The organism is Macrococcus equipercicus (assembly GCF_024205945.1).
Classification (GTDB): domain Bacteria; phylum Bacillota; class Bacilli; order Staphylococcales; family Staphylococcaceae; genus Macrococcus; species Macrococcus equipercicus.
This window is the reverse complement of record NZ_CP073809.1, coordinates 1,949,179-1,966,582: the sequence shown is the minus strand read 5'-3', so window position 1 is coordinate 1,966,582 and position 17,404 is coordinate 1,949,179. Positions and strand designations below refer to the sequence as shown.

Here is a 17,404-nt window from a genome sequence, read left to right as displayed (position 1 = left end):
ATAACTCCGGGACTTGTGATGCAATTCCGGTTTTTTGCATCATAACTTTGACACTTGTGATGCAATTTCTTTCTTCTTCGCTATAATGAAGAAAAAGGAGGTCGTTATGAAAAAACTACTGTTAATTATTTTATTAGTCCTGACCGGATGTCAGCACGCTGCTGCGCCGACAACAGAAAAATCTATGCGTATTATTAGTCTCATGCCGAGCAATACGGAAATACTATACCGCCTCGGCCTCGGCCGGAATATTATCGGTGTGTCGACGGTCGATGACTATCCGAAAGATGTCGCGACTAAACAACAGTTCGATAGTTTCAACTTAAATAAGGAGGCGCTGCTTAAAGCACAGCCGACACTGATTGTCGCGCATGAATCCGCGAAAGCCGCAGAGGAGAAAATTTTATCAGCGCTGCAACAAAAGGGCATCAAAGTCATATACGTCAAAGATGCGACGAGTCTCACAGAAATTGATGACACATTCATGCAGATTGCGAAAGCGACAGACCGCGTTAAAGAAGGCAGACAACTGTCGGCGGAAGTCAACAAGGAGATCAAAGAAGTCAGCAGGAAATATCCAGCGGCAGCCGGCAGCCGTGTCTTTATGGAAGTATCCGGGGAACCTGAAATATATACCGGCGGCCGCGGGACGCTGTTCGACGATATGCTGACGACGCTGCATGCAACAAATGTCTTCCATGATATAGAAGGCTGGCAGCCGGTATCAAAAGAAGCAATCGTCCGCAAAAATCCTGACATCTTAATCACAACAAGCGGTCAGCAGGAAGCGGATTACAGAAAAACCGTCGACGGCCGCGGCGGGTTCCGCCAAGTTACAGCGGTCAAGAAATCGCGTGTCTATGCATTGAATGATGACCTGCTGTCACGCCCGGGTCCAAGAATTGCGAAAGGACTGGAAGCACTTGCGGCAGTACTCGCTGATAAGTAAAGCTGTCCTGCTCACACTGCTCGTCGCAGTGGCGGCGCTCCAGCTGTTGATCACACCAAACGGACCCGCGTTGCCTCATGGACTCGTCGAGCGGGCCATTCTGCTGGATATCCGGCTGCCGAGGCTGCTGCTCGGACTGCTGGCAGGTTTTATACTCGCTGTGACCGGCATGGTGTTCCAGACTATCTTCAATAACCGGCTTGCGGATTCTTTTTCGCTCGGTCTGGCAAGCGGCGCAAGCTTTGGCAGTGCTGTCGCGGTCGTCTTCGGCCTCTATAGTTTGACTGCCTTATCGAGCATTGCATTCAGCGTGCTGACGCTGCTGCTTGTTATACTGCTGACCCACCAGTTGTTCCAGGGCCATCAGCAGACCGGGATGGTGCTGTTCGGCATGTTTATCAACTTCTTTTTCTCGAGTGCCTTGTACGGGCTCGTGCTGCTTAAGCCGGCCGAGTCCCGCTCGCTGCTCAATTATTTATTCGGCAGTGTCGGCGCTGCGGAATGGCATGACATTATCGTGCTGACGCCGGTCGCTGTGCTATGTACAAGCTGGCTGCTCTACAACGCCCGTGCTGTTGCCATCGTCTCGACCGGCGATACGATGGCAACAGGCCTCGGTATCAGCACGACGACATTCGTCTACAGTGTGCTTGCCGTCGCGTCAATCATGACAGCCGTGCTGATCAGCATGGCAGGGATTATCGGCTTCGTCGGCCTGCTCGTCCCGCAGCTGTGGCGTGTGCCCGACTGCTTCTCAGTGAGGCTCATCTGGACAGGGCTCGCCGGCAGTGTTACAGTCATTCTCTCGGATTTCCTGGGGAATGTTATACTGGCTCCCGTGCAAATACCGGTCAGCATCATTCTGGCATTTCTCGGGCTGCCGCTCTTACTCGTCATCACCATCCGGACTATTAAAACATCAACTATCAAAACTGAATAAAGTGAGGAACCATCCATGGAAACAATATACCGTTATAGCAAAGGCAGCTGGGAAAAATTTTTTATTGAGGCAGAGCAGATAAAGCCGCACGCACAGTCGTGGACGGCCCGATTCGCTGACCTCGAGAGCTTTGACCGGAACATCGTGAAAATTGATTCAGAAGAAGATTTCAGTGATATGTGGGGTTACTACGTCTACTATCAGAGCCTCGAGGAGGAGCATGACAATCAGGCGTTTAAGTTTTACTTGTCAGCAGAAGAACTGATACTGATCAATCTTGATGTCGCCCGGCTGATGAACACGACCGACGAAGAACTGCTCGTCGATTACAGCAGACGGTCACCGATCGATAACTTCATGGTCATCTTAAAGCATGCGACGTCGACATATATGGCACAGATTGACCGTTTTGAAGATGTGCTGCATGACATACTGTGGGAAGTCAAGGAGCGGAACAACATCAATATTATGGACGCCGTCGCCAAAGCAGACCACCAGCTGCTGCTCTGCAAGACGCAGGTCGTGACGATCACTGAAATCTTCATGGTCGTTCAGGAAGCGTTCTGCAGCGAGCTGCAGGATAACAAATACTTCAACCAGCTGAAGCTGCGCTTAGAGCGGGCGAAATTTCTGATCGACTCCTACGAGCAGGAGATTGATGCGCTGCTTGACTTTGAAAACTTGGTCTCATCATACCGGGGCAATGAGATTTCAAAGACACTCACGGTCTTCACAACACTGTTCGCTCCGGCGACCGTGCTCGGAGCGATATGGGGGATGAACTTCAAAAATATGCCGGAGCTTGACTGGAAGTACGGCTATTTGATTGCGCTCTTGTCCATTATGGCTGTGACGCTTGCTGTTTACTTCTACTTGAAAGGCAAAGGCTGGACGGGCGACCTGCTGGACACTAAGAAAAGAAGGAAATTTTTCTAGCGCATGAGCCACTGATGCAGTGCCGCGATATGGAGCGCGTTGGAAAAACGGCCGTCAGCGATTGCCTGCTCGATTTCGCGGAGCGTCATGAGCTGAATGGTGATGTGTTCGAATGGCTCAGGTGACGGCGTGCTCGTCTGTCTTGCTTCTGGAATATGGACGGTCGTACAGCGATTGGTCATAAAAGCAGGGTTTGCATGCATGGCACCGATAATTTGACCGTCCCCGCTGTAGCCTGTCTCTTCCTGCAGTTCGCGTACGGCCGCTGCAATGACGTCTTCGCCGGGCAGGGTGACGCCGCCCGGAAATTCGAGCACATCGGCTTCGATGCCGATGCGAAACTGTGATTCCACGATGAACCGGCCGGCCGTCTCAGCGATAATCGTGACCCAGTCAGGCGCGTCCACCTGGTAGAAAGTGCCCATCTGATGATTGAGTTCAAGCTCAACAGTATGGACTTTAAATATGCGGTAGTCATGGCTTGCAAGCTGTTTTTTATGCATGGCTTCTCTTCCTTTCTGCGGGCGTTCTGTTACTATTTTAGCAAAACGGGTAAAAGAATTAAAAATTGGAGGAGTTACCAATGCTGAATGCCGTTTTATTTGATCTGGATGGAACGCTGCTCGACCGCGACAAATCACTCAAAATGTTTCTGGAAGACCAGTACGAGCGTTATCATGAATATATGGTGAATGTCCAGCGTGCTGACTTCATCAATTATTTCATAGACTTTGATGACCATGGCTACGTGCCGAAAACAGCAGTATACGAGCAGTTATTCGCCGCTCTCGACATCAGTTATATTAAGCCGTCTGACCTGCTGCGTGATTTCGACGATAAATACCCGCATTTTGCTTACAGCTATGACGATACACTGGAAACACTTCGCCGGCTGCAGGCGCGGGGTTATAAGCTCGGTATCATCACTAACGGCTCAACAAAGCATCAGACGATGATCATTGATGTGCTCGGACTGGAAACGCTCGTCACCGGCTTTGTCATTTCAGAGGAAGTCGGCTACCGAAAACCGTCGCCCCGGATTTTTGAGGTGATGCTTGACCAGTTAGGTGAGCGTGCAGAAGACTGTATGTTCGTCGGCGACCATCCTGATAATGACGTCCGGGCGAGCCGGGAACTCGGGATGATTCCGGTCTTCAAGGACAACGGCTACTTCGAGCGGCCGTCCGGTTACTGCATCACCCGGTTGATGGAGCTGCTTGATATAGTGGAAGAACTGCATGCAAACAGCTGATTACAGCAAGATGAAGGAGATGATTCAATGGATTCTAAGCTTCATGTTACAGAGCCGGTCACAGCGGCCGGCGGCGTGTTCGAACGCATCAACGTGGAAGCGAGGGCAGATTTGACGTCTAGCGTCGAGACGAATGAACTGACGCTCGGCACGGCTGGTGACTTGTTCATTGAAGGGCGGCTGAATGCACCGTACATCAGCAATAAAGGGATACTTGACGTCATGGATACTATTGAGACTGAAGCGCTGTCCAATCATCAAGACGCCGTTGTCAAAGCAGGCGACCAAGTCAGCGCCCGTACTATCGATAATGACGGTACGCTTGACTTCGGCCGCAGCCTGCGGGCAGACACACTGCACGCATCAGGAACCGTGACTGCAGGCTTTGCCGCAGTGACCACATTCCAGTCTTCCGGCAAGCTCACAATTGACCAGCTGAGCGGGGATGATGTCCATATTAAAGCGGCACTTAACAGCACAGTCAACTTCATCAATGCGGCACATGTCACTGTCAAAGCACAGCGCGAAGCACTGCTCTTTAAAGACGATGATGCGCGACTTGTCGTCAAAGAGATAGCAGGGAACGATATTGTCATTGAAAATGTCGTGGCCGACCTTGTGCGTGGTGACCGGGTCAGTATCGGGCAGAACTGCATAATCAAAGTCGTTGAATATACGGAGAGTTATCAGCTGGATGACTCTTCTGACGTTTATGAACTCGGAAAGATATCAAGAGATTAGGAGAATATTATGAATATAGTGATTAGCGAGAAAGATACGGCCATCTATTACGAACTGTCGGGAAGGGGTTACCCGCTTGTCCTCCTCCACGGACAGTATATGAATTCAACGATGTTTGATACATTTGACCAGGAGTTCGGTGAGGATTATCAGCTCATCAAAATCGATTTACGAGGTCACGGTTATTCTGATAAGCCGCTGCATATTAACCTTGATGACTATATTTCAGATGTATTGTCAGTGCTTGATGAACTTTACGTCAAAAAAGCGCATTTTCTAGGCTACGGACTCGGCGGCATGGTGGCACAGGCCATCGCTATCCGCTACCCCCACCTTGTGCAGCGGCTCGTGCTGGTCAGCGTCGGTAACGAACCGTTCAATGATTCAGAGGAGCGGTTCCACCTGGAGTTTGCCAACTTGCTGCGGACGATGAAGCAGAAGGATCAGGATAAGCTGCTGGCTCAGTACATGTACCATGACCGGAAGACAGTTGAACGCTGGAAGCGCCGGCTGAAGGATACGGAGACTACAATGACAAACCTCGAGCGGAAAGCCGTCAACTATTCAACAGAGGGTGTCGATCTGCTCAGTCAGTCGCATTTAATTAGTGCACCAGCGCTTGTTGTCAGCGGTGAGCATGACCATATCATCCGTCCGGATCACGGCCGGACATTGAGTGAAAAGATTCCGAACGCTACTTACATGCTGTTTGAAAACAGCGGTCATGCACCGATGATCGAAGAAAAAGACCGTTTCGTCCAGGACGTTAAAATATTTTTAGCACCTGAGCTGGACATTTAATTCCATATTATTTCTATTACAGTGATTAATGATTTACAATCACTGTATTTTATTGTAAAATAATTACATAAAAAACAATAAAACAGCTGATAGAAATGAGGGAGTGCACTGAAAAGCCTTGGATATCAACTATTAATGATTATCGTGCTGATAATAGTTCTGGCAGGATGCAGTGACGACCGGAAAATAGTAGCAGAGCCGAAAGACACAAAACCACAGCCGCAGACCATGACTAAGACAGAGCTGATTCACCTGACCGCTGCCGCAAAGAACCGCCCTGCAGTGACAGCCGACAACTGGACGGTGCAGGACATCGAGTATAGACAGGTGACGTTCTACTATATAGCAGAAATAGACGAAGTGATCAAAGAGATGAGTCCGGATTTGACGACAAAGACCGCGACCGCCTATTTCAAAACGATGAAAGCAAACATAGCGGCCTATAACGAGAAGCAGAGTAAACTCCAGACCTCGAGCCGGATGACCGAAGTGAAAGGCAATGTCGGAGCAGCTAACGCCAACTATTTAAGCGCGCTCGATAAAGTCGTCACCGGCCTTCAGACGAAAGATGATGCACTGAAGGAGGAAGGATTCTCGCAGTTCGTATCGGCCCATACTTATTTGAACGCTGCCATTTATGAACTGGCTGACGCACCATCAGAAGAGACGACGGCTCCTCTGTCAGAGCAGCCGGTCATTAAAGAAACTTATACACTGGATGATTCAACCAAATAATATTATGAAAAGCGGCCGGCGCGTCATTTTATTGCGAAGTTATCAATTAATTTTGGATGACTTATGATATTCTTTAGTTAAACATCCCGCAAATCGGGTAGTGTTAACTAAAGGAGGGCTCAGACGATGACTACTTTTAAATCTGGTGGGTCTGTAGCAATTGCCTATGAAGTAACCGGTCACGGAGAACCTCTTATACTTATTCATGGAATCAACGGCAACCTTGAAATGTTTTATCACAACGTCGAAGAATTGAGTAAGCATTATCAGGTGATCACTTATGATCTTAGAGGTCACGGCAGATCGGACAGACCCCTTAACTACACAATGGATAATCATATTGATGACTGTTTTCGTTTAATGCAGCATTTGAAGCTCAAACGGGCGAATATACTCGGCTTCTCATTAGGGGCGTATATTGCGCTTGGATTTGCGATCCAATATCCTGAATACGTGAATAAATTAATTCTAGTCGGCGGTAAAGGACATGGTGAGGTCAGTTCTTATGCCCGGCTGATGATAAAGCACCGGCATGAGATTAAAGGGCTGACTAAAGAGCAGGTGCTGGATAAGCTGCATCCTTATATTTATCATAATACTGATATCGTAGACGACTGGCTGCTGAAAGTTAAAGACTATGCGACGATGACTTCGAACGAAGAAGCGATCGCCTCACGCAGCATGGCTAACTTTGATTACAGAGATGAGCTGAAGTTCATCGATAAGGAAGTGCTGCTCATCGTCGGTGAGCATGACGGCTTGAATCCGCCGGAAGAGAGCGAAGCGATTGAACATGAAGTCAAACGGAGCTTCCTGCTTGAGTTTCAACACTCCGGCCATGCACCGCTCGTAGAAGAACACGCGCGGTTTAATGACACGGTCATCCGCTTTTTGAGTTAATTCACTGGGAGAGCCTTTCTGGATTGGAAAGGTTTTTTGTGGTATATATGAGTTAAGTCGATTGAAGGAGACTAAGGCGATGGCTAACAATTATTATGACGACAGTACGATATTTGACAACTACGGTGAAATGCAGCGGTCTCAAAAAGGGCTGGAAGCAGCAGGGGAATGGGAAGCATTCAAGAAGATGATACCTGAGTTACACGGTGCACATGTCCTTGATCTCGGCTGCGGTTACGGCTGGCACTGTGAATATGCGGTCGAACAAGGAGCTGAGCGCGTCGTCGGCATCGATATTTCCGAGAAGATGCTCGAGCGGGCGAAGCAGCAGCCGCATGCAGATCAGGTGACTTACATTCAAGGGAGTCTTGATGACCTGGAGCCGCTGAACTTTGAAGCGCATGAGTTTGACGTTGTCATGAGCAGCCTTGCCCTGCATTATCTCCCGAGTTTCAGCGACGTCGTTGAAGCAGTGAAAGATGTGCTGACGATCAACGGGACGTTTGTCTTCAGCGTGGAACATCCGATCTTCACGGCGCACGGCTCACAGGACTGGCTGTACGATGAGGCCGGCAATAAAGTGAGCTGGCCGGTGGATAACTACCACCGGGAAGGCGAGCGGCAGACGAATTTCCTCGGTGAGCCGCTCACTAAATACCATAAGACCATGACGCATTACTTGAGCGTGCTGATCGACCATAACTTTGTCATTAAAGGGATTGATGAACCTGTGCCGTCAGAGCGGCTCATCAATGAGAACCCGGATATGAAGGATGAGCTGAGGCGTCCGATGATGCTGATTATTGCTGCCAGACGCAAGTAGACTGCCGGACAGGCAGTTTTTTTATGAGAAGAAAAGGGGTAGGACAATGTATAGAGGACAATACGGCATCAGATGGACGTTTTTTGTCACGGGCCTTGCGATTATCGGGCTCGGCATCGCCTTGATGCTGAGAGGGAAGCAGTTCGGACTGAGCAGCTGGGATGTGCTGCACTACGGATTGTGGAAGCAGTTCGGACTGTCGATCGGGCTGTGGAGCATTCTGATGGGGATTGTCGTTGTGCTGCTGACGATTCTCATCACGCGTCAGTATCCGCGGGTCGGCGTCTTTGTCAACATGCTGACCATCGGGACGTTTATCGATATATTCAATGGTCTGCTGCCGGACGCCCACAGCTTTGCCGCTCAGCTCATGACTTATACAGCGGGCATTGTCATCATGACGTTCGGCATCGCGCTCTATATTACACCGCAGCTCGGAGCAGGACCGCGCGATACGTTCATGCTGCTGCTCATTGAGAGAACGCGCTTTGACTTGAAGACCGCCCGTACGATCATGGAGCTTGTCGTCCTGCTCATCGGCTGGCTGCTCGGCGGACCAGTGTCAGTCGGCACGATCATCATCACCTTCATGCTCGGCCCGTTCATCCAGCTCTGGCTGCCCTATACACGGAAGCTGCTGGAAATATGGGTGAAAGCAGAACACGCACAATGAAACGAAGTCGATGTGACTTCGTCTTTTTATGTGTGTTACAATTAATAACTGAATACAACAGTATATCTTAAAATTTATATAAGCGATAAGCTGATTGAGGTGCAGAATGTTTGATAAAGAATTAGATTTAACAGCGATGGACATAGAACAGATCCGGAAGTTCGAACGTCCGCTCGCTTACTATTTAACGAAGCAGAAAAACGACTCATTGAAAGAAATATGCCGGTTCTTCGGCATTAAAGGCTATTCCGGCAAAAATAAAGAGGCGCTTGTTGCGCTGATCAATGACTTCGTGTTCAAAGACAACGCAGCGGCGGACAAAATGTTCGACGACATGGCAGTGGAAGAGTATAACGTCCTCAATCATCTGCTGATATCAGACCATTATGCGGAAGCATTCGATGCAGAGCTGGCACCGCATCACCTGATCTTCTCAGGAAGCGGCTATGCCTTCATGCCGTCAGACGTCAAAGAATACTTAAGAGCGTATGTCGTTGAGAGAAGCGGCACAGAAGGTCAGGACGATGAAGTGAAGGCATTGGTCAGTGCGGTCAATCTGTACGGCTACTTCTCACTCGACCACTATGCGGCAGTGCTGAAGAAATACTTGAACATCGAGATGACGGCTGCTGACCTGGAGCGCGAACTGGCAGGCGTTGCGACGCTGAAAGACGGCTTTGTGCTCAACCCATTGATGTCTGAGAGCATGTTCAGCGGGCAGGGCGTGGATACCGAGCGGACGTATTACATGCCGGACACGTGGGACGAGTTCCAGCAGTACTTTGCGTTTGAATATCATCCGGAGACACGTGAGCTGACAACGCTGCTTGACCATCTGGAGCAGTACTTGACGACACCGCTGCGCCGGAAAGACTTAATAGATTCTGTCATCGTCATGATGAAGATGATGGATCATCCGAAACACTTGATGAACATCATCACCGATCTTGAGCAGGAAGGGATACTGGCATCTGTGCCGCAGCAGCCGACAGAGCTGTATTTAATCGCGGCGTTCAGAACGGTCCGCAACTGGCATCTCGGCGGCCATCAAATGCTGGAAATCGCAGCAGCAGAAGGCAGTAGACGCACAGCACCGATGCGGGTCATCAACAAACAAGTGAAGAAGAAATCAAAGAAACGCAGAAAGAACATGAATGTCAGCAGGTTCAGGAAATAACGGGTTCAAACTTACCTCTTAATCAATATATTATTATTCCCGCTATCAAATCGCTATAATAGAGGAGTAATAAAAATGAAGATAGAGGAGAGGTAGCTATGTCAGTTTATCAATTTGAAGCGACGGACAGCAAAAATGACAGTTACAAGCTGGATAAATATCGGGGGCATGTGCTGCTCATCGTCAATACAGCGAGCAAATGCGGTTTGACAGGGCAGTTCGATGGGCTTGAGCAGTTATATCAGGAGTATAAAGACCGCGGTCTTGTTGTTCTTGGTTTCCCGTGCAACCAGTTTGCGAATCAGGAGCCGGGTACTGCGGAAGAGGCAGAGGCGGCATGCCGTCTGAACTACGGGGTGACTTTCCCGATGCATGAGAAGATTGATGTCAACGGCGACAATACACATCCGCTGTTCAAATACTTGAAGAGTGAGACGAAAGGTCTGCTCGGCAGCGCCGTCAAATGGAACTTCACTAAGTTTCTTGTCGACAAAGAAGGCAATGTCGTTGAGCGTTATGCGCCGCAGACAGAGCCTGGCAAGCTGAAAGGCGATATCGAAAAATATCTCGAAGCTTAATAAGTCAATTCCCTTATATTTCTTCTTGATTATATGTAAACTAGTAAGTAGAAGTTGAGCGTCATGAAGGAGATTTAAATGAGCAGAGAAACAAACAATAGACCTATATGGGGAACGGTGTACCGTGTCCTTAACATTGCTGTGATCATGATGATTTTAGCGCGCTGGTTCACGCCTCTGAATATCGGACTGTATATTATTCTGGCACTTGCCGCTCTACTCATTGTAGGGCTGCTTGATAGCCTGGACCGGAACCGCCTGAGAGAAAATCGCAGCCGTCATATATTTGATGCAATCATATTAGTGCTGTTCATGATCCTCTATTCGAGTTAACAAAAGCTGGCCCCACAAAGTGGGGCCAGCTTTTGTTATGCAGCAAGCTTTCTCGTATCGACGCCGTATAACTGGCATAATGAATCGATGAGATCATCATCGGCGGCAGAGTGGCCGCTTTCCATGTCAGTGAGTTCTTTGTCAGTCAGTCCGGCAAAGTCTGCCGCTTCTTTAATGGAATAGCCGGCAAGGACACGCAGCTTGCCGAGCAGTGTGCATACATGGACGCTGTATTTTAAGTCAGGTGTCTGAAGCTCATTCATTCGCTCACGCTCTTTCATGTTAATATTAAATAAATTTAATCACATGAGGCTGAACGTTGCTATTAAAATGTCGTGTCATTGAGAAATTTGAATATTACCTATGTATTAATGCATATTAGCGAAAATTTCAGTTATCCCGTATACTAATGATGAAATCAGTGAAGTGGAGTGGAACTATGAAGTTATTAACGATTCTCGATTATTCAAATATTGTCGCCCTGCTGCTCAGTACAGTGCTTGTGCTCGGATTGAAGTTCGCGGGCTGGGATTCACTGGCGATATCAGCATTGATGATTTTAATGCTGCTGCTCGTTGTCGTCAACCGCTTCAAAAACAAGAAATATCGTGCAGCAGCATTACCGGTCGTTGTAACAGCGCGTGACCGCCTGTTCGGCTATGCAAGTATTGCTATCATGGTGCTGCTCTTCGTCATCGTGCTGTTATTTCCGGGCTTAAGGTAAGTCAGCAGGCATGTTCAAACATGATGGATTACAGGACAGGCTCGTCGCTGATATGAATAATCGCATCGGCATCCATTTTTATCGGGTCTTTTCCGACTTCGACAGCTGAGTAATTGTAAAATGTAATGAACTTCAATACTTTGATCAATGTCTGGTCGTTGTTCAGACTTTCAAGTATTTTGTCGAAGCCGAGTCGCCTGCAGCGTAAGCGCATGAAAGACGGGGCATTTCTGTAATCATCGTTATTGTATATGGAACATACCCAGCGGTTGCCGAGGTAATCAAAAATCTCTATATCGCGCGCTATCTCCATAAGATTTAACCTCCTGGACAATGTTTTACTTAAGTAAGAATAACACGAAAAGCCTTATAATAATATAAAAACTATTGGCGGGCTGAAGACTTATATCCAAACACATACGTTAAAAAATAATATGCTCAAATGCATTTTTTATCTATATGAAAATAATTAATTTACATTATATTACCAGTCCATATGACGCTGGTCGTCACAGATCACGAAAACAGGGTAAAAGATGATGGATACGATATAAGGGGGAGATAGCGGTGAAAGTAACAACAGAGCGATTCGATGAATATCATGGACGCGAGGTTAAGAAGTACACGATAACGACAGACGACATGGTGTTCGCGTTTCTTGATTTCGGTGCCGCGCTTCATAGTGTCATGATGCCTGACAAAGAAGGAAGGAAGAAGAACGTCGTCATCGGCTTTTCGACAGCTGCCGACTATGTGGAGAGCGGCGGCTTCTACGGTATGACACTCGGCCGTGTCGCCGGCAGAATCGCGCACGGCACATTTGAATTGAACGGGGAGACGTATCATCTGGCTAAAAATTTAGGTGACCATCACCTGCACGGCGGCGGCACGATGAGCTACCGCGTCTATGACACGGAAGTCAGCGTCCGTGAAGACGGCAGTGAAATTGCGCTGATCATGACGACAGAAGTGAAGTCGGCAGAAGATCATTACCCGGGCAATATGCGGGTGCAGGTGACGCATACGGTCAATGACCAAAACGCCTGGACCGTGCATTATCAGGCAGTGACCGATGAAGACACACTGTTCAATCCGTCGAATCACAGCTACTTCAACTTGAACGGTATGACAGGTGACGTCACGGGGCAGTTATTGACCATTAACAGTCAGCAGGTTGCTGAGACTGATGACGAACTTATTCCGACGGGACGTCTGCTAGTACCAGACGTCGATTACAGCACTGAGCAGCGCGTGGCGGCAGGGCTCGACACACCATACGTGCTCGCCGGTGACCCGGATGACGTACGCATCACGCTCCGGGACGATGACTCCGGGCGCAGGCTTGATATTAAGACAGACCGTCCGGCAGTCATCGTCTATTCTGCAGGCGGCGTCGACTTTACAGCGTCAGACGGTTTTCATGTCGGAGACGGTGCAGCTATCGCACTTGAGACGCAGGTGCTGCCGGACGCCATCAACAAGCCTGAGCTCGGTGAAGTGAGAGTACTCGGCTCAGAGACGTTCCAGTCATCAACCAGCTATTATTTCAGTATAGAAAAATAACCAGCTACGAGACAGCTGGTTTTTCTTTGTGCCAGAAAAAAGTGACGGCAAGCGCAGCGACTAAGACAAGCGCGCTGAAATAGAACGGATAGTTCAAGTCGATGTCGAAGAGAATGCCGCCGATCACTGGTCCAAGCACGTTGGCAAACGACGTGAAGAAGGAATTCATCCCGCCGACAAAGCCCTGCTCGTCACCTGCGATACGCGACAAATAAGTCGTGACCGCGGGACGGATCAAGTCGAAGCCGATGAACACGGTGAACGTCACAAGCATGATCATCCAGTATGTTGTGACGACTGTCATCATCACGACGAGGGCGATGGAGACAGCGATGGACCAGCGGACGATGCTGATCTCACCGATCTTGCGGGTGAGCCGTTCAAACAGCAGAATCTGTGCCGCTGCACCGACGACCGCGCCGCCGGTAATGGCAACCGCGATATCAAACGGTGTGAAGCCGAACTTATGATTGGTATACAGGCTGAAGAACGACTCGAAGGCAGCGAGGCCGAATGATGAGATCAGTATGACGATAAACGCATAGAGAAACATCGGCTGCAGTAACTTCCGCGAACTGTTCTCACCGCCTGGCGTTGTCTTCGCCTGCCGCTCAGGTTCCTGCAGTGCCAGCAGCGCCGTGACGGCAATGAGCAGGGCGATGACTGACGCCGCGAAAAACGGGACGCAGGAGCCGAAGCCTGCCAGGAAGCCGCCGATACCGGGACCGATGATCAGCCCCGTGCTGATGGCCGCTGACATATAGCCGATTGCCTTGGCGCGTGTCTGAATGCTTGTGACATCTGCAATGAACGCAGTCACTGCCGGCATGACGAGTGCCGCACTCAAGCCGCCGAGTATACGTGAGAGAAAGAGCCATTCTGTCGCTCTGCCGAGGCCGAAGAGCAGCTCAGATACGCTGAAGACAATGAGACCGACGACAATGATGACTTTCCGGCCGAGCCGGTCCACGAGCTTCCCTGTAACCGGCGAGAAGATGAGCTGCGTCAGCGCGAATGAAGCCGTCAAATAACCGACGACCGAGCCGCTGATATGCAGTTCATTCATAATCGTCGGCAGCACTGGTATGACGAGACCGATGCCGAGAAAGATGATGAACATGATGGCGAGCAAAATGCTGAGTGTTATATTCTTAGTCATAGCAGCCTCCTTAAGCTTTACTACTAGTATGACAAATCGCACGGCTTCGTCAAGGAAGTGGTCCCGGCCGGAACTATGAAATACAAAATATTCTTGAACTTTCTTTGTGTCTCGTGCGCAATTAACATATAATGAAAACAAAATATAGGAACGGGAATGATTGCCATGGATTATAGAGAAGCATTGATGAATTTAAGCGACCAGGATTTAAGATTTATATACAGCCATCTGATTGATGAAGATACTACCGATGTGCACCGCATTGAACTGATTGAATCCATCCGCCAGCTTGTGCTGTCTGAGGACTATATGACGCAGATGCTGACAATGATGCCGGAAGATGAGTATCAGCTGTACATGAATGCCGTGAATCAGGGGCATGACTTTGTGCCGCTGCCGGCAGAACGCATGCTGTTCACGCTGCAGTTCTTAATGATGTTCGAAAGCAGGAAAGGGCTGATGATTCCGCATGACCTGGTCGATGCCGTCAAGGCGCTCGACAAGAGCGCGATTGCCGCACGCCGCACGCAGGTCGACCAGGAGAAGGCATTCATTACAGGTATTATCTTCTTATACGGCTATGTGCACGAGCAGCATATCGCGAAGCTCTATCGCACTTACTTCGAGGAGCCGCTGCCGGTCGATAAGCTGGACGAGTGGATGACGATTCTCGGCTTGAAGCGCGTGAACGATATCGTGATGATGCCTGCGATCTATGACAGCTACGACGGTCAGGAGACACCGGCTTATTCACCGAACTATTACTACGAGCCGGCGACACTCGAAGAACTCGCGCAGTTTTCACGGCCGGACCATCACCGCCATACGCCTGCCATGCAGAATCTGCTCGACTTCATCGCGTTGCATACGGAAGAAGATAACCGCGAGGAAGTCATGGATACAGCAGTCTTCCTGATCGTCGCGAGCAATGATGCCAACGTGACGATGGAGGAGCTGATTGATTTATTCGCCGGCAGCTTATCAGACGAGGCGTTTGAGACGTTTGAGTCATTATACATGAAGACGCTTGAGACAACACGCCTCTGGATATACGGCGGCATGACCGTAGAAGAAGTGAAGGTGGCCGCCGATGAACGCGAGAAAGTCGAAGAAGAAGAGAAAGAGAAGAAGGTCATTAACTTCGACGTCTTCAGACAGAACTGACGATGGAACTGCTGCTGACCATATTATTCATTGCCGGCGTGCTCTACATCGCAAGACGCGGTCTGACGATAGCCGCACTGCTCGGCCTGATGCTGCTGCACCGCGTGCTGCTCGTCGTGCTGAGAGTGACGTGGTACCATATGGACTACCGTTCAGCTGCCGCTCAATTGCTCAGCCCGTGGACGCTCATTGTCTTAGCCGCTTTAATTAGTGTGCTGATAGCGGGCAGAGTCACGCAGAAACGATACTAGAGATGAGGAAAATCAGATGAAACGACTCAGTATACTGTTAGTACTGCTGCTTGCAGCATGCGGCAATAAGACCAATGTCCAGCCGGACCATGTCGCATCAGTGCAGGAAGCGCCGGACTACGGCGCGCTGACGAAGCAGCAGCTGACCGCCTACTTTAAAGTGCTGCCCGCGGCCCTTAACGCTAAAGATTACAAGCGTATCGAACGCTATATTCAGCCGCAGTCTAAAGCGGCCGAGTATATTAAGCAGACGATGGCGACCGACCGCTTTGACCATTACACGATTAAGCGTGTAACGATCGATAAAGTCTCGGTGAAAGGGACAGCGACTGAAGCTGTCGTCACCCGCATCATGTCATCCCGTGCAACAAAAGAGCAGCTGACGACAGTCGTGACTGTATTCGACATGCGCTATGACAAGGCGGCGCGTCAGATGCGGATCACTGATTTCAACGACAGCTCCGTCCAGGTCAGTAAAAGTGATGCCGAAACTTGTGTCATGAGCGGCCTGAAGTCGCAGTGCAGCGGACTGACGGAGCATGAACTTAAGCAGTCGTACAACAAGCTTGTCACGTCAGGCAGACTTCCGCAGTCGGCGCTTACTGACTGCCTGAACTGTGCCATTAAAGATTCACTGGCGATCCAGGCGGAGAAAAGTGCCGCGCAAGTGGCCGGTCCGATGACCGTGCAGGAAGCAGTCGCACTCGTCGACCGTACTTACCGGACGCGTGTCGAACAGGCACAAGGGACTGCTGTCACTTTCACTTATCACGACAGTCAGCCGGCAGCAGATGCCGGCGGTAAATACTATGCAGTCCAGGCCACAGCTGGTAACCAGCTGGTGCAGTCGTTCAAAGTTTATCTGCATTCTCACGAAATTATCGCTGAATAACAAAGAAGAGTTCTGCGACGTTGTCGCAGAACTCTTTTATTTACTCGCCGCCGACTTCAGTCTTGTAGTCGGCATTGTCAGTGAAGCGTTCTTTCTGTTCAGTAACGAGTCCGTCGCCGTCGACATCGACACCGTCGATGCTCTGATCGAAGTCTTTCGTCAGTGCTTCAGGTTTAGTCGTGCCGCTTTCTTTCGGGTCGACACCGTCAATACTGCTGTCATATTGTTTGTTATCCTCAGTCATCATATATCCTCCCTTGTCTTACGGTCTTGTCTGACCAGCAGTCTGATGATCTCATCGTTCTGCTGAATGAGCCGCTGCTGGTTACGCTGCTGCAGAATGAGCAGCCCGGTCATCACTATCAGCAGCAGGACCGGAATTAACAGTGGCAGCAGCGCGAGGAAGAGTCCCGCCGCACTGATGCCGAACAGCCCTGTCACTATTCATCGTCCTCTGCAATCATCTCGTTATCCATCAATGGGTCAGGATCCAGTTCTTCAACGCCTGCGTCAGGTGCAACGCCTAGTGAATCGTTCACAAGTGCTGCTTCTTCCTGGTCAGTCGTTATCGTTTCATTTGTCAGTTGATTGCGTTCTGTCTCTAAACCTTCGTAGTTTTCTTCAACCATGTTAGTCGCTCCTTTTCTGGTCATCTTCATCAAATAAGTCGTCTATCAGCTGTTCCAGCTGATTCGTATCTTGTTTATCGTCATGATGAGAGACGGACGGCGTGTCCTGCTCTTCACGGAACTCATCTTTCTCAGTCATCAGCGTTCCCCTCACTTATAAAAAAGGCACGTTGCAGGCAACGTG

The 17,404-nt window shown here is 49.5% G+C and carries 26 protein-coding genes; 18 read left to right on the top strand and 8 right to left on the bottom strand.

Annotated features, from left to right (window positions below; translation table 11 throughout):
- Positions 1–106: 106 nt before the first annotated feature.
- Genes KFV11_RS10505 through KFV11_RS10495 form a run of 3 tightly spaced genes read left to right on the top strand, consistent with a single transcriptional unit; the run spans position 107 to position 2,825 of the window.
- Positions 107–949, top strand: coding sequence for an ABC transporter substrate-binding protein (locus KFV11_RS10505; RefSeq protein ID WP_254249900.1), 843 nt, complete (start codon positions 107–109; stop codon positions 947–949).
- Positions 903–1,889, top strand: coding sequence for a FecCD family ABC transporter permease (locus KFV11_RS10500; RefSeq protein WP_254249899.1), 987 nt, complete (start codon positions 903–905; stop codon positions 1,887–1,889). Before KFV11_RS10505 ends, KFV11_RS10500 begins: the two co-directional genes overlap by 47 nt.
- A gap of 15 nt (positions 1,890–1,904) precedes the next feature.
- The gene (locus KFV11_RS10495; protein WP_149459238.1) at positions 1,905–2,825 is read left to right on the top strand and encodes a magnesium transporter CorA family protein; all 921 of its coding nucleotides are present in this window, start codon (positions 1,905–1,907) and stop codon (positions 2,823–2,825) included.
- On the opposite strand, the gene KFV11_RS10490 is transcribed toward KFV11_RS10495, so the two are convergent.
- Positions 2,822–3,328 carry an NUDIX hydrolase gene (locus KFV11_RS10490; protein WP_254249898.1) on the bottom strand — a complete coding sequence of 169 codons (507 nt, stop codon included), beginning with the start codon at positions 3,326–3,328 and terminating at the stop codon, positions 2,822–2,824. The two genes, KFV11_RS10495 and KFV11_RS10490, sit on opposite strands and share 4 nt — an antisense overlap.
- 80 nt (positions 3,329–3,408) lie before the next feature.
- Here KFV11_RS10490 and KFV11_RS10485 point away from each other — a divergent pair, with 80 nt between their 5' ends.
- From KFV11_RS10485 to KFV11_RS10440, 10 genes are all read left to right on the top strand, one after another.
- Positions 3,409–4,077 (top strand): HAD family hydrolase, encoded by a 669-nt coding sequence (locus KFV11_RS10485; protein WP_254249897.1) that lies wholly within the window; start codon positions 3,409–3,411, stop codon positions 4,075–4,077.
- Between the two features lie 27 nt (positions 4,078–4,104).
- On the top strand, positions 4,105–4,818 hold the full coding sequence (locus KFV11_RS10480; protein ID WP_254249896.1) for a hypothetical protein: 714 nt from the start codon (positions 4,105–4,107) through the stop codon (positions 4,816–4,818).
- Between the two features lie 9 nt (positions 4,819–4,827).
- Positions 4,828–5,619: an alpha/beta fold hydrolase gene (locus tag KFV11_RS10475; protein ID WP_254249895.1), complete on the top strand. Its 792-nt coding sequence runs from the start codon at positions 4,828–4,830 to the stop codon at positions 5,617–5,619.
- Positions 5,620–5,763: 144 nt separating this feature from the next.
- Positions 5,764–6,354: a hypothetical protein gene (locus tag KFV11_RS10470; protein ID WP_254249894.1), complete on the top strand. Its 591-nt coding sequence runs from the start codon at positions 5,764–5,766 to the stop codon at positions 6,352–6,354.
- 126 nt (positions 6,355–6,480) lie between these two features.
- Complete coding sequence (locus KFV11_RS10465; protein ID WP_254249893.1) at positions 6,481–7,254, top strand: alpha/beta fold hydrolase; 774 nt, start codon at positions 6,481–6,483, stop codon at positions 7,252–7,254.
- 79 nt (positions 7,255–7,333) lie between these two features.
- Entirely contained in the window at positions 7,334–8,077 is a 744-nt protein-coding gene (locus KFV11_RS10460; protein ID WP_149459231.1) for a class I SAM-dependent methyltransferase, read from the top strand.
- A gap of 46 nt (positions 8,078–8,123) precedes the next feature.
- Positions 8,124–8,750 (top strand): YczE/YyaS/YitT family protein, encoded by a 627-nt coding sequence (locus KFV11_RS10455; RefSeq protein ID WP_149459230.1) that lies wholly within the window; start codon positions 8,124–8,126, stop codon positions 8,748–8,750.
- 106 nt (positions 8,751–8,856) lie between these two features.
- Positions 8,857–9,927 (top strand): hypothetical protein, encoded by a 1,071-nt coding sequence (locus tag KFV11_RS10450; RefSeq protein ID WP_254249892.1) that lies wholly within the window; start codon positions 8,857–8,859, stop codon positions 9,925–9,927.
- A gap of 98 nt (positions 9,928–10,025) precedes the next feature.
- A complete protein-coding gene (locus KFV11_RS10445; protein WP_149459228.1) occupies positions 10,026–10,505 on the top strand; it encodes a glutathione peroxidase in 480 nt (159 codons plus the stop codon).
- A gap of 78 nt (positions 10,506–10,583) precedes the next feature.
- Positions 10,584–10,838, top strand: coding sequence for a hypothetical protein (locus KFV11_RS10440; RefSeq protein ID WP_149459227.1), 255 nt, complete (start codon positions 10,584–10,586; stop codon positions 10,836–10,838).
- 35 nt (positions 10,839–10,873) lie between these two features.
- Here the strand turns inward: KFV11_RS10440 and KFV11_RS10435 are convergent, their stop codons facing one another.
- Positions 10,874–11,119 carry a helix-turn-helix domain-containing protein gene (locus KFV11_RS10435; RefSeq protein ID WP_149459226.1) on the bottom strand — a complete coding sequence of 82 codons (246 nt, stop codon included), beginning with the start codon at positions 11,117–11,119 and terminating at the stop codon, positions 10,874–10,876.
- A 158-nt stretch (positions 11,120–11,277) separates the two neighbouring features.
- Between KFV11_RS10435 and KFV11_RS10430 the strand changes: the two genes are divergently transcribed.
- Positions 11,278–11,562 (top strand): hypothetical protein, encoded by a 285-nt coding sequence (locus tag KFV11_RS10430; protein ID WP_149459225.1) that lies wholly within the window; start codon positions 11,278–11,280, stop codon positions 11,560–11,562.
- A gap of 28 nt (positions 11,563–11,590) precedes the next feature.
- On the opposite strand, the gene KFV11_RS10425 is transcribed toward KFV11_RS10430, so the two are convergent.
- Entirely contained in the window at positions 11,591–11,875 is a 285-nt protein-coding gene (locus KFV11_RS10425; RefSeq protein ID WP_149459224.1) for a hypothetical protein, read from the bottom strand.
- A 254-nt stretch (positions 11,876–12,129) separates the two neighbouring features.
- On the opposite strand from KFV11_RS10425, the gene KFV11_RS10420 reads away from it, so the two are divergent.
- A complete protein-coding gene (locus KFV11_RS10420) occupies positions 12,130–13,125 on the top strand; it encodes an aldose epimerase family protein (RefSeq protein ID WP_254249891.1) in 996 nt (331 codons plus the stop codon).
- Positions 13,126–13,129: 4 nt separating this feature from the next.
- Here KFV11_RS10420 and KFV11_RS10415 read toward each other — a convergent pair whose 3' ends face one another.
- A complete protein-coding gene (locus KFV11_RS10415) occupies positions 13,130–14,284 on the bottom strand; it encodes an MFS transporter (protein WP_254249890.1) in 1,155 nt (384 codons plus the stop codon).
- A gap of 165 nt (positions 14,285–14,449) precedes the next feature.
- Here KFV11_RS10415 and KFV11_RS10410 point away from each other — a divergent pair, with 165 nt between their 5' ends.
- Genes KFV11_RS10410 through KFV11_RS10400 form a run of 3 tightly spaced genes read left to right on the top strand, consistent with a single transcriptional unit; the run spans position 14,450 to position 16,591 of the window.
- Positions 14,450–15,448 carry a hypothetical protein gene (locus tag KFV11_RS10410; protein WP_254249889.1) on the top strand — a complete coding sequence of 333 codons (999 nt, stop codon included), beginning with the start codon at positions 14,450–14,452 and terminating at the stop codon, positions 15,446–15,448.
- 2 nt (positions 15,449–15,450) lie between these two features.
- A complete protein-coding gene (locus KFV11_RS10405; RefSeq protein ID WP_254249888.1) occupies positions 15,451–15,699 on the top strand; it encodes a hypothetical protein in 249 nt (82 codons plus the stop codon).
- A 16-nt stretch (positions 15,700–15,715) separates the two neighbouring features.
- Positions 15,716–16,591 (top strand): TcaA NTF2-like domain-containing protein, encoded by an 876-nt coding sequence (locus KFV11_RS10400; protein WP_149459219.1) that lies wholly within the window; start codon positions 15,716–15,718, stop codon positions 16,589–16,591.
- A 40-nt stretch (positions 16,592–16,631) separates the two neighbouring features.
- Here KFV11_RS10400 and KFV11_RS10395 read toward each other — a convergent pair whose 3' ends face one another.
- The 4 genes from KFV11_RS10395 to KFV11_RS10380 are packed head-to-tail and all read right to left on the bottom strand — an operon-like array spanning position 16,632 to position 17,359.
- Complete coding sequence (locus tag KFV11_RS10395) at positions 16,632–16,835, bottom strand: hypothetical protein (RefSeq protein WP_149459218.1); 204 nt, start codon at positions 16,833–16,835, stop codon at positions 16,632–16,634.
- Entirely contained in the window at positions 16,835–17,032 is a 198-nt protein-coding gene (locus tag KFV11_RS10390) for a hypothetical protein (protein ID WP_149459217.1), read from the bottom strand. The genes KFV11_RS10395 and KFV11_RS10390 overlap by 1 nt, the downstream gene beginning before the upstream one ends.
- Positions 17,032–17,220 (bottom strand): hypothetical protein, encoded by a 189-nt coding sequence (locus KFV11_RS10385; RefSeq protein WP_254249887.1) that lies wholly within the window; start codon positions 17,218–17,220, stop codon positions 17,032–17,034. Before KFV11_RS10385 ends, KFV11_RS10390 begins: the two co-directional genes overlap by 1 nt.
- Before the next feature lies 1 nt (position 17,221).
- Positions 17,222–17,359, bottom strand: a complete 138-nt coding sequence (locus KFV11_RS10380; protein ID WP_254249886.1) for a hypothetical protein — start codon at positions 17,357–17,359, stop codon at positions 17,222–17,224.
- Between the last annotated feature and the right edge of the window lie 45 nt (positions 17,360–17,404).

Excerpts from the sequence above, each read along its gene's own strand:
- KFV11_RS10445 (WP_149459228.1), top strand. The coding sequence starts at position 10,026 with ATGTCAGTTTATCAATTTGAAGCGACGGACAGCAAAAATGACAGTTAC.
- KFV11_RS10495 (WP_149459238.1), top strand. The coding sequence starts at position 1,905 with ATGGAAACAATATACCGTTATAGCAAAGGCAGCTGGGAAAAATTTTTT.
- KFV11_RS10385 (WP_254249887.1), bottom strand. The coding sequence starts at position 17,220 with ATGGTTGAAGAAAACTACGAAGGTTTAGAGACAGAACGCAATCAACTG.
- KFV11_RS10430 (WP_149459225.1), top strand. The coding sequence starts at position 11,278 with ATGAAGTTATTAACGATTCTCGATTATTCAAATATTGTCGCCCTGCTG.
- KFV11_RS10405 (WP_254249888.1), top strand. The coding sequence starts at position 15,451 with ATGGAACTGCTGCTGACCATATTATTCATTGCCGGCGTGCTCTACATC.
- KFV11_RS10490 (WP_254249898.1), bottom strand. The coding sequence starts at position 3,328 with ATGCATAAAAAACAGCTTGCAAGCCATGACTACCGCATATTTAAAGTC.
- KFV11_RS10465 (WP_254249893.1), top strand. The coding sequence starts at position 6,481 with ATGACTACTTTTAAATCTGGTGGGTCTGTAGCAATTGCCTATGAAGTA.
- KFV11_RS10380 (WP_254249886.1), bottom strand. The coding sequence starts at position 17,359 with ATGACTGAGAAAGATGAGTTCCGTGAAGAGCAGGACACGCCGTCCGTC.
- KFV11_RS10440 (WP_149459227.1), top strand. The coding sequence starts at position 10,584 with ATGAGCAGAGAAACAAACAATAGACCTATATGGGGAACGGTGTACCGT.
- KFV11_RS10410 (WP_254249889.1), top strand. The coding sequence starts at position 14,450 with ATGGATTATAGAGAAGCATTGATGAATTTAAGCGACCAGGATTTAAGA.
- KFV11_RS10505 (WP_254249900.1), top strand. The coding sequence starts at position 107 with ATGAAAAAACTACTGTTAATTATTTTATTAGTCCTGACCGGATGTCAG.
- KFV11_RS10415 (WP_254249890.1), bottom strand. The coding sequence starts at position 14,284 with ATGACTAAGAATATAACACTCAGCATTTTGCTCGCCATCATGTTCATC.
- KFV11_RS10425 (WP_149459224.1), bottom strand. The coding sequence starts at position 11,875 with ATGGAGATAGCGCGCGATATAGAGATTTTTGATTACCTCGGCAACCGC.
- KFV11_RS10475 (WP_254249895.1), top strand. The coding sequence starts at position 4,828 with ATGAATATAGTGATTAGCGAGAAAGATACGGCCATCTATTACGAACTG.
- KFV11_RS10450 (WP_254249892.1), top strand. The coding sequence starts at position 8,857 with ATGTTTGATAAAGAATTAGATTTAACAGCGATGGACATAGAACAGATC.
- KFV11_RS10435 (WP_149459226.1), bottom strand. The coding sequence starts at position 11,119 with ATGAAAGAGCGTGAGCGAATGAATGAGCTTCAGACACCTGACTTAAAA.
- KFV11_RS10460 (WP_149459231.1), top strand. The coding sequence starts at position 7,334 with ATGGCTAACAATTATTATGACGACAGTACGATATTTGACAACTACGGT.
- KFV11_RS10395 (WP_149459218.1), bottom strand. The coding sequence starts at position 16,835 with ATGACTGAGGATAACAAACAATATGACAGCAGTATTGACGGTGTCGAC.
- KFV11_RS10400 (WP_149459219.1), top strand. The coding sequence starts at position 15,716 with ATGAAACGACTCAGTATACTGTTAGTACTGCTGCTTGCAGCATGCGGC.
- KFV11_RS10455 (WP_149459230.1), top strand. The coding sequence starts at position 8,124 with ATGTATAGAGGACAATACGGCATCAGATGGACGTTTTTTGTCACGGGC.
- KFV11_RS10485 (WP_254249897.1), top strand. The coding sequence starts at position 3,409 with ATGCTGAATGCCGTTTTATTTGATCTGGATGGAACGCTGCTCGACCGC.
- KFV11_RS10480 (WP_254249896.1), top strand. The coding sequence starts at position 4,105 with ATGGATTCTAAGCTTCATGTTACAGAGCCGGTCACAGCGGCCGGCGGC.